The organism is Longimicrobiaceae bacterium (assembly GCA_035696245.1).
GTDB lineage: Bacteria > Gemmatimonadota > Gemmatimonadetes > Longimicrobiales > Longimicrobiaceae > DASRQW01.
On sequence record DASRQW010000481.1, the window covers coordinates 1 to 12,194 of the forward strand.

The following is a 12,194-nucleotide window of genomic DNA, read 5'->3' on the forward strand; positions in this document are numbered from 1 at the left end:
CGTGGCGAGGAATGCGGTACCCAGCTGCACGGCGGCGGCGCCGAGCGCGCGGGCGGCCACGATCCCGCGCCCGTCCATGATCCCGCCCGATGCGACCACCGGGACGCGCACCGCGTCCACCACCTGCGGCACCAGCGCGAGCGTGCCGATCATCGCCGCCTCGAACGGCGCGCCGAAGGTGCCGCGGTGCCCGCCCGCCTCGCTCCCCTGCGCGACCACCGCGTCCACGCCGGCATCTTCCAGCCGCACCGCCTCGTCGACCGTCGTCGCCGTTCCCATCACGAAGACGCCGCGCCGCCGCAGCTCCGCCATTGCGGCCGCGCCGGGGATGCCGAACGTGAAGCTGAAGATGGGCACGCGGTACTCCAGGACCGCCTCGAGCTGCGCATCGAACGGATCGGCCGGGGGCGCCGGAAGCACGGGCGCGGGAAGGCCGAGCTCCGCGTGGCGGCGGGCGACGAGCGCGAGCATGGGCCCGGCGTCCACCGTCTCGTGCGCATGCTCCCGCCCGCCCGCGAAGAGGTTGACGAGGAACGGCTGGTCCGTCAGGCGGCGCACCTCTGCGATGTCCGCGCGGATCTGGTCGGCCGAGAGGTACGCGGCGCCCAGAGAGCCCAGGCCGCCCGCGTTGCTGACGGCCGCGGCGAGCGCGGGCGTGCTTCCTCCGCCGGACATCGGGCCCTGGACGATCGCGTGGCGGATCCCCAGCCGCGCGGCGAGGTCGTGAAGTGGTGCAGCCATCCGTGCATCCTCCGTGTCCGGAACGAGGGCCGCAGGCGGGTCACGCATCTACCGAGACGATCGCCCGCCACGCATCCACCGGATCAACTTCATCGCCGGTGCGTCGTCGCGAAAGATGATTCTCGCGATGCCATCCATCTCCCGAACGATTGAGCTTGCGCGGCGGGCGGCGGATGCGCGCGCGGCCACGCTGTTCGTGCGGCAGCGCGACGGATTCCTCGCAAGCGCCTTCCCGCGCTTCCTCGACTACGTCGCAGGGAGGGCATCGCCCGGCTGGCGGAGGTGCCTGCCGCGTCCGCCGCGCCGTGAAGATTGCTCCGGCGGGTCCGGACGCGTTATTCTGCCGCATCTGCACGTGCGTCTCAGCCTCCCCACCGTCCACGAACCCCATGCGAAACACCCCAGGCAGCACACTTCGCCGCATCCGCGCCGCGGCGGGCGTAGCGGCGGCCCTCGGCACGCTCGCCTTCCGAGCGGCGCCCGCCTCCGCGCAGGCCGCCGCGAGCGACGAGGCGCGCACGGCCCGCTACATGGCCGCCGTGCGCGGCAGCACGCCGCAGCTCACCGCCTTCCTGCGCGAGATGCCCAAGGGCGGCGACCTGCACATGCACCTCTCCGGCGCCGTCTACGCCGAGACGTACATCCGGTGGGCGTCGGAAGGCAACCTGTGCGTCCGCACGGCCAGCATGTCGCTCACCGGCCCCGTGCCGTGCGACACCGCCGCGGGCCTGGTGCCCGCCGCCAGCGCGCTGCGCAGCTCCACGCTGTACGGCCAGCTCATCGACGCGTGGTCCATGCGCAACTGGAACGCGGCGCGGAAGAACGGCCACGACCAGTTCTTCGACACCTTCGGCAAGTTCGGCGCGGCCACAGACGGGCGCACCGGCGACATGGTGGCCGAGGTCGCCCAGCGGGCGGCGATGGGCCATGTGAGCTACGTGGAGCTGATGTACACGCCCGACGACGGCGGCGTGGCGGGCCTGGGCGGGCGCGTGGGCTGGGACGCGGACTTCGGGCGGATGCGGCAGAAGCTGCTGGACGCCGGGCTGCGCGACACGCTCGTCAAGGCCGGCGCCTCGCTCGCCGCCGCCGAGGCGCGCGAGCGGCAGCTCCTGCGCTGCGGCGCGGCCGACGCCGATCCGGGCTGCGGCGTGACCGTGCGCTGGCTGTACCAGGTGTCGCGCGGCCGCGCCCCGGAGCAGGTCTTCGCGCAGATCCTCGCCGGGTTCGAGATGCAGGGCAGCGACCCGCGCGTGGTGGGCTTCAACCTGGTGCAGCCCGAGGACGCGCTGGTGCCCATGCGCGACTTCACCCTGCAGATGCGCATGATCGACTACCTGCACCGCCTCTACCCGCAGGCGCACGTCACGCTGCACGCGGGCGAGCTGGCGCCGGGCCTGGTGCCGCCCGAGGGGCTGCGCTTCCACATCCGCCAGTCGGTGGAGCTGGGGCACGCCGCGCGCATCGGGCACGGGGTGGACGTGATGAACGAGGAGCGCGCGCCGGAGTTGCTGCGCGAGATGCGCGACCGGAACGTGATGGTGGAGATCGCGCTCACCAGCAACTACGGCATCCTGGGGGTGAGCGGGCGCGACCACCCGCTGCACGCGTACCTGGCCGCGGGCGTGCCCGTGGCGCTCGCAACGGACGACGAGGGCGTGGCGCGCTCGGAGATGACCATGGAGTACCTGCGCGCCGTGCAGGACCAAGGGATCGACTACCCCACGCTCAAGCGCATGGCGCGCACCTCACTGGAGCACGCCTTCGTGCAGGGCGCCAGCCTGTGGCGCGACGGGCGCACCTTCGCCCCGGCGGCGGCGTGCGCACCGGCGGCCGGCGGGTTCGAGGGTGCGGCGTGTGTGCAGCTCGCCGCCGGCAGCCCCAAGGCCGACCTCCAGCGCCGTCTGGAGCTGTCGTTCCGCCAGTTCGAGCGCCGCTGGGGCGCAATGGAGATCCCGCGCGAGCCTGTCCGAAACTAGCGTTCGCACGGAAACAGGAAAGGCCCGTCCGTCGCACCCGCGGCGGACGGGCTTCGTGCTTCCGGGATCATGTGCGGATGGGGGTTGGACGGAGGCATGCCGGAGCTTGGAGATGGTCGTGCTTCGGGGGAGCGCCCCCTCCCCCAGCCCCTCCCCCGCAAGCGGGAGAGGGGAGCCAGTTCACGATGGGGTGGGGATTTCGTGGTCCTGGGCGTGCTTCGCGTCAGCGGAAGGTGCCGGGGGACACGCTGTAGGTGCGGCGGGGGATGCCGGCGTCGTCTTCCGGGGCCCAGAGGCCCATCTGCTCCGTCCATCTCACCGAATCCAGCCGCTTTCCGCCGATAGTGAGGAAGCCCGCCGCACGGGTGGTCACGGCGCCCATCTTCCGCAGGTCCGCCACGCCCCGGATCACCGTGCCTCCACGCTCCGCCACGATCTTCTTCGCCGTGCCCGGGCCGATGCCGGGGACGCGCACCAGCTCGTCGTAACTCGCCGTCTTCACCTCCACCGGGAAGCGCTGGGGGTTGGCGAGCGCCCACGCGGTCTTCGGGTCCAGCCCCAGCGGCAGGTTTCCCGTCGCGTCGAACACCACCTCGTCGCGCGCGAAGCCGTAGCGGCGCAGCAGGTAGTCCGCTTGGTACAGCCGCTGCTCGCGCAGCACCGGCGTCTCCGGCGCGTCCTCCATGGGTGTGTCGCGAATAGGGCGGAATGCGCTGAAGTGCGCGTGGTGGATGCCGCCGCGCCCGTACAGCTCCGTCACCTTGCCGATGATCGTCCTGTCCGTGTCGGGCGTGGCCCCCACCACGAACTGCATGGTCATGCCGGACGTGCCGCCGGGGTGCAGCGGGTCGCGCGGGCGCCCGTCGCGCTCCTGGCGCCACTCGCCCACCACCAGCTTTCGCGCCGCGTCCAGGCTGGCGAGCGAGCGGTCCAGGCTTTTCTCCGGCGCGATCTGCACCAGCGTGGATCCGCACGGCGCCTCCAGGTTCAGCGACACCCGGCTGGCTAGGCGCGTGAGCCGCTCGATCTGCGCGGGCTCGCCGCCGGGCGGCATCTTCACATGCACGTAGCCGGTGAAGCGGTGCTTCTCGCGCAGCAGCTCCATCACCTCGATCAGGTCGTCCATCACCTTGGTGGGCCGCCCGGGGATGCCGGTGGTGATGAACAGCCCGCCGCACCAGCCGCGGTGATAGGCTTCCAGGAAGATGCGAACCAGCTCGGCCGGCTTGAGCAGCGTGCGCGGCATGTTGCGGTCGCGGCGCATGGGGCAGTAGTGGCAGTTGAAGCTGCACGCGTTGGTCATCAGGATGCGCATCAGCGACACGCGACCGGACCCCACGCGCAGCTCGCGGATGTTCAACGGCCGCAGCGCGCCCACGTCCTTCGTGTGCCGGAGCCGCGGCGGCAGAGCGCGTTGCGAGCCCTGCGTGCCCTCGTGGTCGTCGGCCGCCAGGGTCATAAGCAGCTCCAGCTTCTGCTCCAGCGTCAGCGTCGTGTCCATCTTCCCTCCTGCTCGCGGGTTCTCCAGCCGGCAGCAGTGTACCGAATGGATGCCGAAGATGCAAGAGCTTTGTTCGGGAAATGTTCGGAATTGATTTCTATCTGCGTCCGCGCATCTCACGAGCCGCCCAACTTGGCGGACCGGTGGGCGGTATCAATCCGAGAGGTTGGGAGATCCGATGACCGAAGGGAGAGAACGCGATGAGGATTCGGAAGATGCGATGCGGTCTGGCGCTGGCGTCCGCGCTCGCGGCCACGGCGTGCCGCCCGTCCGCCGCGCAACAGGGCAGGGGCGGCGCGGAAGCGGATCCACGCGCGACCGCCGCCGCCGCGGAGGCGATGTCGCATGGCGGCATGGAGATGGACCCGCACATGCGCATGACGACGCCGCGGAGGGCGACGGCGGCGGACTCCGCGCGGGCAGCGGCGCTCGTGCGCAGCATGCGAGCGGAGCTGGCGCGCTTCCGCGACGTGCACGCGGCCGAGGCGGCCGGCTTCGAGCAATTCCTCCCCAACGTGCCGCAGCCCGTCTACCACTTCACCAACTGGCGCTGGGCCGTGGAGGAGGCGTTCCGCTTCGACCCCGCCAAGCCCACGTCGCTGCTGTACCGCAGGGAGCCCGATGGCCGCTTCACGCTGGTCGGGGCGATGTACACGGCGCCGCGCCGCTTCTCCGAAGACCGGCTGGGCGAGCGCATCCCGCTGGGAATCGCCCGGTGGCACCAGCACGTGAGCTGGTGCCTGCCGCCGAGAGGGCAGGCGGAACGCTGGCGGGAGATGCGCGGCGGCGAGCCCGTCTTCGGCCCGCGCAGCCCCATCGCCACGAAGGCCGAATGCGATGCGGTGGGCGGCGTCTTCCACGAGCACCTGTTCGGCTGGATGGTGCACGTGAACGCCTTCGAATCCGACGATCCCAAGGTCGTCTGGGCCGACCACCACGGCGCATCCGCCGCCGACTCGTCAACCGATCCGACGATGATGCAGATGCCGGCGGGCCATCACCACGTCTGACCGCCCAGCGGGAGATGCACGGCCGCCGTCCTCCGCCGCGCATCCGCGGGACACCCCGTAGCACATCTACCGAATCCAGACGAGGGCGCATCTCACGCGAGGTGCGCCCTCGTCGCGTCATCCCCATGCGATCACGGGAGATGCGGGGATGGCCGACGCGCTCGCGCTTCATCTGCCGGGCGTGCATGCCGCGATCTACAACTACCGATAGCCTGCGTGGATGCGCACCGGGCCGGACGCCGATTCTCCGCCTCGGCGGGCGTGTCGCGTGATACGGGGGCGGGGGTACGGGTCGTGCCCGCCACGCGCGGCGAACGCGTCCGGCTCGCGGACGGAGCGGGAGAGAACGCGTGGTCGTCCGCGGACGAAGCTCCTCGCACCGGCACCGATGCCGCTCGACTTGCGTCCGTGCGGCGTGAGTCCGCCAGTGGGCTGAAGCGGCGAAGACCAGGTTCGAAGGCTGAGGCTATGCGCGGAAAGGTGCTCCAGAGAGGGCCGGCGAATTCTACTCGCTGGGGAACGGCCCCTCCTCCTCCTGCGATGCCCACATCCGCCGGAAGCGGCCGTTCTCGTCCGCCGTGAGCGTGGTCCAGTCACCGCTCTCCACCAGGCGCCCGGCTTCCAGGACGTGGATGGCGTCGGCGTCGCGGACGGTGCTGAGGCGGTGGGTGATGACCAGGATGGTCGTGCGGCCGTGCAGCTCCGCGATCGCGCGGAGGATGCGGCGCTCGTTGTCGGTGTCGAGCGCGCTGGTGGCCTCGTCGAGGATGAGCAGAGACGGGCGCCGGAGCAGCGCCCGGGCCAGCGCCAGCCGCTGCCGCTCGCCGCCGGACAGCCGCACGCCGCGGTCGCCGATCACCGTGTCCAGCCCCTCCGCCAGCGCGTCCACGAACTCCTCGGCAGACGCGGCGCGGAGAACGTCCCGCAGCTCGTCCTCCGTCGCATCCGGGCGTGCCCACAGCAGGTTGGCGCGTACGGTGTCGTGGAAGAGCACCGTGTCCTGCGCCACGTACCCGATCCCCTCGCGCCAGCGCCGCACCGCGCCCTCGTCCAGCGCCGCGCCGTCCAGCACGACGCGGCCGGCGGTGGGCGCGACGAGTCCCATCACCAGGTCCGCCACGGTCGTCTTGCCGGCGCCGGAAGGGCCGACGAACGCGGTGGTCCGCCGCGCCTGGACCGTCACGTCCAGGCCGGAGATCACGGGCCGGTCCTCGTCGTACGCGAACGACACGTGCTCGAAGCGGATCCCGCGCTCCAGCGGCAGCGGACCGCCCTCGGCCACCGTCATCTCGCGCTCGGCCTCGCAGCGCGCCGTGAGGGCGCGGACGGCGGCGAAGGCGGGAAGCTCGTGCACGATCTGCTGGTAGACCTGCTGCATGGCGAGCAGGCGGGGGACCAGGCGGGAGAAGACGAAGATGAGCAGCACCGCCACCGCCGCGGGCACGCCCAGCACCTCCACGGCCAGGTACAGCACGCCTCCGAGAAGGACGACCGAGCCCAGCGTGAACCCCGCGCGCGCGTCGGCGTACGCGCGGATGGTGCGGCCGTGCATCTGCCGCGCGCCCTCGGCCAGCGCGCCGAATATGCGCACGTTGCGCTGCTCGGCCCCGTAGCTCTTCACCACCTTCATGCCCTGCAGGTGCTCGGTCGCGGCGGCAAACAGCTCGCCGTGTGCGCGGCTCAGGCCCTGGCCCGCCATCCGCGCCGCCCGCCGCGGCCCGCGCTGGAAGGCGAGCAGCACGCCGCCGCACGCCAGCGCCACGACTGTGACAGCGGGGGAGATGCGCAGCGCCACCGCCAGGTACGCCGCCCCCGCCAGCATCTGCGCGAAGAAGAGGAGCAGCTGCGCCGCCGCCGTGCCCACCCGGTCCGTCTCCACCGTGAGCGCGTGCACCAGGTCCGACGCGCGGGTGCGCGCCAGGAACGGCCAGCGCGCCTCGGCGATGGCGGCGTACAGGCGGGTGCGCATGGCGAGGGCAGCGCGCTTCTCCACGTCGTAGGTGACGATGAGCTGCGCGCGCTGCGCCACCGCCTGCACCGCGACCACGGCCACGTACGCCAGCAGCACACCGCCCAGCGTGAGGTGGATCCCTACGCCGGTGATCGCGTTCGACACCGCCGCGCTCATCCGCCCCACGGAGCCCTGCGCCACGGGGATCCCCGCGACGCTCAGCAGGGGAATCAGCACCAGAACGCCCGCGCCCTCGGTGGCACCCAGCAGCGCGCTCAGCCCCACCGCCGCCGCGATCCGCCGCGGCATCAGCTTCCACAGCGTCCGCGCGAACGCGAGCAGCCCGTCCGGCGAGGCGGTTGCGGCCTCGTCGCTCACGACGCGCGCCTCCACACGTCCGCGAGGACGGCTTGAACGGTGGATGTGGAGGCGTGGACGGGAAATGCGGACGGGCTGGGGATCACGGAGGGGTTCGTCGGGTGGGCGAAAGGACGGAAGGGAGAAAGATGACGGGCTGGTGGAGGGGGGACAAGGCGGGCAGGGGCCCTCACCCGGCTCGCACGGCTCGCCTGCCCTCCGCCGCAAGCGGGGGAAGGCACGCCGTTGACGCATCTCCAGGCTTGGCATGGGTCGAGGCTGCCTCCTCGCTGCCGACAGTCTGGCGACTCGCGCTGCGCGCTGCGGATGGGCAGGTCGAGCGGCGCCGCTTCAGGCTGCGAGGGACTTCGTCCGAAGGACGACCGCAGTTCATAGCCGGGCGTTTCATACCCCCGGCGCGGCAGCGGGAACGTCCGACGTCGGAAGGACGGTGGGCCATGCGGCTCGCGCGCTCCCTTGTGAATCTTCCCGTCGCGTGGCAGGATAGATCGGCAGCCGAAGTGCACGGGCGCGCAGGCGGCTTCGCATCTCCCACGCATCTTCCGGACGGCACAACTTGGACAGACGCTCCTTCTTCCGGCAGGGCGCGCAGGCGGCGCTCGCGTTCGGCATCCTCCCGTCGCTGGCGCGCGGCGAGGCCCTCGCGCAGGCGGTGGCGGCCACGCCGTTCACGCGGCTGCGCGACCGCTACTTCATCGGCGTGCTGCGGTTCAACCCGGTAACGTCCACCTACCTGGGCGGCGACGGCTACAGCCCGCAGCTCGCGGACGTGAACGCCCGCCTGCGCGACTACACGCGCGACGCGCTGGACCGCGAGGCGCAGTTCTACCGCGGCATCGAGGCGGAGCGCGCGGCCATGCGACCGGCGTCGCTGAGTGCCGTGGAGCGCATCGACCACGAGGTGATGGGCGCGCAGCTCGCCTTCATCCTCCACCAGCTCGCCGACCTGCGCTACCACGAGCGCGCGGTGGACACGTACGTCGCCGAGCCTTTCCGCGGCATCGACTGGCTGATGCAGCAGATGACGGACGAGGGCCACGGCCTGCTGGGCACCCGCGCCGAGTGGGACCAGCTCGTCCGCCGGCTGGAGGCAGTGCCGGCGTACGTGGACGCCGCGAAGGCGAACCTGCTGGCGGGCAAGCGCTCCGGCAACATCCCCGACTGGCGGATGGTGGAGCGCGACGGCGTGGACGGAAGCACGTCGAACGCGGAGTACTTCCGGACCACGCTGCCGGAGACGGCGGGGCGGTACGTCGGCTCGCGCGCCTTCTCGGGCGAGGTGATGGCCCGGCTGCGCGCGGCGGCCGAGCACGCTGCGCAGGCGTACGCGGGCTTCGCGGACTTCCTGCGGCAGACGTACGCCGGCGACCGCACCGACCGCTTCGCCGTCGGCGAGGCCGAGTACACCTGGCGCCTGCGCAACAACATCCGCGACGGACGCTCCGTCGCGCAGCTGTACGACTACGGCCACCAGCAGGTCGACCTCTACCTCGGCCGCATCTACGAGGTCGCGCAGGCGGTCGCGCGCGAGGCGAGCCTGGGGCTGCCGTTCGGGACCACCGACGAGAAGAACGCCGGCGTACGCGCGGTGATGGACCACCTCGCCAAGGACTCGCCGAAGGACGACGAGCAGCTTCTCCAGTGGTACGTGGATGCGGGGAAGCGCGCCGTGGCGTACGGCCGCGAGCGGCAGCTCTTCGACATCCCGGCGGACTACCGGCTGGACGTCTACCCCACGCCGCCCGTGCTGCGCAGCACCATCGACGCCGCGTACTACGCCGCGCCGCCGTTCAAGAAGAGCGGCATCGGCCGGTTCTATCTCACGCCCACCGGCAACGACCCGCCGGCGCTGCGCGAGAACAACCGCGCGTCCATTGCCGACACCGCCGTGCACGAAGGCTTCCCGGGGCACGACCTCCACTACAAGTACATGACCTGGCACGCCGCCGACATCTCCAACATCCGCTGGCTGACGCCCGGCGCGGTGGAGGACTCGTCGTCCATGTGGGAAGACTCGCCCGCCGCCGAGGGCTGGGGCCTGTACGCCGAGGAGCTGATGAGCGAGCCCGCGCCGGGCCGCCCGTACGGCTTCTACACGCCGGGCGAGTACCTCTACGAGCTGCAGGGCCAGCTCCTGCGCGCCGTGCGCATCGTGGTGGACGTGGGCATCCACACGGGCCGCATGAGCTTCGACCAGGCGATGGACTACTTCACCGCGAACGTGAACTTCTTCCCCGGCGCCTGCGCCAAGGCCGCGAGCGACCCTGCCGCCAAGGCCGTGTGCGACGGCGCGCTGCGGGCCATCTACCGCTACAGCAAGTGGCCTACGCAGGCCATCACGTACAACCTGGGCAAGAGCGCCATCCAGAGCCTCCGCGACGCGTACCGGCAGGCCCGCGGCGCCGCGTACACGCCCAAGGAGTTCCACGAGCGCCTCATGCGCATGGGCACCATCCCCGCCAGCTATTTCCGCGAATACTTCCTCTCCACGGCGCGAGGCCGGTAGCGGCAGCGGGCTCGGAGGCGAGACGAAGATCCGTAGATGGGAACGGCCGGGCCCGCGCGGGCTCCGGCCGTTCTGCTGCATGCCATCCCCATTCGGGCGAGATGCGGGACGCGTCATTGGGCCCTCCGAAAGACTGTCGGATGCCCAGAACCATCGTCGGTGCTCAGAGTGTGCCGCGCGAGACGGTACGACTGGCAAGAGCGTTCCTCCGGGTCCCATAGGCAGAGCGCAGGCGGCTGGTCTATGGCCGGTCGCACGCTCCACCCGGCGCCAGATGGCACCTTGGCTCGCGCCGAGCCCGTGACCGTTCCGTCCGCGTGGAACTCCAGGGTGTCCCTGAACGGCTCCGCTTGTCCTTGGCGCACCCATCGCCCGGTTAGCTCCAACGGGTGTGTGGGAGGTGGATTCGGCGAATCGCACGAGATGCAGATCGCTGCCGCCAGCAGGAAAGGCAACACCTTCGCGCTTGAAGGAGCCGGTGGTTCGATTCACCATGGCTCGTGTGTACGGATCACAGGCGAACTATGGGTAGTGGATGCCATCCCATCCCAGGAAGTGCCGGCACTTAGTACGGCGGTGGCCGATATGATCGTGTAGTCCCGCTCAGTGGTTGGGGTGAGGGAGGCGAACCCGTCGGCGAACTGCGCGGCTAAACCGTACGTTGCTTTGGCGGTCAACCCGTCAGCACCCCGCGCCGTGCCGCCGACCACCAGTAGGCGGTCGCGCCGAGAAATCCGAAGAAGAAGATACCGACACCCCACGACGACTTTCGCGGACGGTCGTAGTGTCTGCCCCAGTGTAGCAGGGCGAGGCTCCACGTTACGAAGATCGAGACGGCGGTGAGGAACATCAGAACGTTGAAGGTGCCCAGAAGCTCGGGATGCGCCCTGAACGCGTCGCGGAAGTGGGAATTCAGAAGCAGAAGCATGATGGCGGTGCCGAAGCACGCGACAACGCTGGTGACTCGTCCGATCCCGATCATCTGGAAACCATCGGCTGGGAGAATGCGGGGCGGGCGAATGCACGTCTGCGCACGCCGATGCGGACAGTATCGGACGGATGCTCTCACCCGAGAGGGGCAGAGTTACGGAGAGCTTGAAGATGGGGGGCCGGCGAGGAGCCCGCTACCCGTCCGCCAGGTCGTACTCCCCGGCGTCGGGGTCGAGGGCGTCGTAGAGGGCGGCGGCGGCGATGGCGTAGCCGAACGCCTCGCGCTCCTCGGACAGGCGGCGGCGCAGCATCGCATCTTCCGAGAAGTCGGTGGTGCGGTTCAGGGAGCCGACCATCCGCTCGCGCGCCTCCGGGCCGATGGCGTTGGCGAGGAGGATGAGGGCGCGGGCGATGAGCCGCGGCGGGATCTCGTCGAGGAGCTGGCGAGCGAGGCGGCGGAGGGCATCCGGCGCGTCGCCGTACAGGTCGTCCGCCGTAGCGTGCTGCTCCGGTAGGCGCTCGCGGACCGTGGCGATCCACTCGCGCTCCACCACCGGCGCGAGCCACGCCGCCAGCGCCAGTGCCGACGCGGGGCGGAGCACGTGCATCTCCCCGCCCGCGCTCTCATCCCCCTCGGGCCGCGAGCCCAGCGCCACCCGGCCGTCGCGCAGCCGGGCGGCGGCGAACTCCGCGCCCTCCTCGTCGTCCAGCGGCGCCCGGAAGGGCGGGTGTGCCGATCCCCTGGGCATGCTTACGCCGTCCGCTCCATCTCGGAGCTGATCTCGCCGCCCAGCAGGATCACCATCGACGTCACGTACATCCACAGCAGCAGCACGATCACCGCGCCCAGCGCGCCGTACGTCTTGCTGTACGAGCCGAAGTTCGAGATGTAGAGCCGGAACAGCAGCGTCACCAGCAGGAAGATGACGGTGGAGATCGCCGCGCTCTTGAACAGCGTGCCCTTGCAGCCGGACTGGTCCTTCTCCGGCAGGATGTAGTAGATGAGCCAGAACGCCGCCACGATCAGCAGGAACGAGAGCGGCCACTGCAGGATGCTCCAGATGGTCTGCCCCGCATCGCCCAGCCCCAGCGCCTTGGCGATGGCGGGGCCGGCCAGCAGCGCCGCGCTTCCGCCCACGAACAGGATGGAGGTGACCGCCATCACCCCCAGCGCCACCGCCTTCTTCTTCACGAAGAC

General features: G+C 71.1%; 9 protein-coding genes. 3 read left to right on the forward strand and 6 right to left on the reverse strand.

The features are described 5' to 3' along the window. The coding region (locus VFE05_21540; GenBank protein ID HET6232673.1) for a nitronate monooxygenase at positions 1 to 741 on the reverse strand (741 nt) is incomplete at its 3' end. Between the two features lie 389 nt (positions 742 to 1,130). On the opposite strand from VFE05_21540, the gene VFE05_21545 reads away from it, so the two are divergent. Beyond that, positions 1,131 to 2,720 (forward strand): hypothetical protein, encoded by a 1,590-nt coding sequence (locus tag VFE05_21545; protein ID HET6232674.1) that lies wholly within the window; start codon positions 1,131 to 1,133, stop codon positions 2,718 to 2,720. A 223-nt stretch (positions 2,721 to 2,943) separates the two neighbouring features. Here the strand turns inward: VFE05_21545 and VFE05_21550 are convergent, their stop codons facing one another. Beyond that, positions 2,944 to 4,221: a radical SAM protein gene (locus VFE05_21550; GenBank protein HET6232675.1), complete on the reverse strand. Its 1,278-nt coding sequence runs from the start codon at positions 4,219 to 4,221 to the stop codon at positions 2,944 to 2,946. Positions 4,222 to 4,421: 200 nt separating this feature from the next. Between VFE05_21550 and VFE05_21555 the strand changes: the two genes are divergently transcribed. Further along, positions 4,422 to 5,231 (forward strand): hypothetical protein, encoded by an 810-nt coding sequence (locus VFE05_21555; protein HET6232676.1) that lies wholly within the window; start codon positions 4,422 to 4,424, stop codon positions 5,229 to 5,231. A 505-nt stretch (positions 5,232 to 5,736) separates the two neighbouring features. Here the strand turns inward: VFE05_21555 and VFE05_21560 are convergent. Next, complete coding sequence (locus VFE05_21560; GenBank protein HET6232677.1) at positions 5,737 to 7,560, reverse strand: ABC transporter ATP-binding protein; 1,824 nt, start codon at positions 7,558 to 7,560, stop codon at positions 5,737 to 5,739. Positions 7,561 to 8,116: 556 nt separating this feature from the next. On the opposite strand from VFE05_21560, the gene VFE05_21565 reads away from it, so the two are divergent. After that, positions 8,117 to 10,066, forward strand: a complete 1,950-nt coding sequence (locus tag VFE05_21565) for a DUF885 domain-containing protein (GenBank protein HET6232678.1) — start codon at positions 8,117 to 8,119, stop codon at positions 10,064 to 10,066. Between the two features lie 673 nt (positions 10,067 to 10,739). On the opposite strand, the gene VFE05_21570 is transcribed toward VFE05_21565, so the two are convergent. The 3 genes from VFE05_21570 to VFE05_21580 form a co-directional block, all read right to left on the reverse strand. Beyond that, positions 10,740 to 11,048: a hypothetical protein gene (locus VFE05_21570; protein ID HET6232679.1), complete on the reverse strand. Its 309-nt coding sequence runs from the start codon at positions 11,046 to 11,048 to the stop codon at positions 10,740 to 10,742. Positions 11,049 to 11,190: 142 nt separating this feature from the next. Next, complete coding sequence (locus tag VFE05_21575; protein HET6232680.1) at positions 11,191 to 11,745, reverse strand: hypothetical protein; 555 nt, start codon at positions 11,743 to 11,745, stop codon at positions 11,191 to 11,193. 2 nt (positions 11,746 to 11,747) lie between these two features. Next, positions 11,748 to 12,194, reverse strand: a 447-nt coding sequence (locus VFE05_21580; protein HET6232681.1) for a YihY/virulence factor BrkB family protein, incomplete at its 5' end; no start/stop codon positions are given.

Excerpts from the sequence above, each read along its gene's own strand:
- VFE05_21545 (HET6232674.1), top strand. The coding sequence starts at position 1,131 with ATGCGAAACACCCCAGGCAGCACACTTCGCCGCATCCGCGCCGCGGCG.
- VFE05_21550 (HET6232675.1), bottom strand. The coding sequence starts at position 4,221 with ATGGACACGACGCTGACGCTGGAGCAGAAGCTGGAGCTGCTTATGACC.
- VFE05_21555 (HET6232676.1), top strand. The coding sequence starts at position 4,422 with ATGAGGATTCGGAAGATGCGATGCGGTCTGGCGCTGGCGTCCGCGCTC.
- VFE05_21570 (HET6232679.1), bottom strand. The coding sequence starts at position 11,048 with ATGATCGGGATCGGACGAGTCACCAGCGTTGTCGCGTGCTTCGGCACC.
- VFE05_21575 (HET6232680.1), bottom strand. The coding sequence starts at position 11,745 with ATGCCCAGGGGATCGGCACACCCGCCCTTCCGGGCGCCGCTGGACGAC.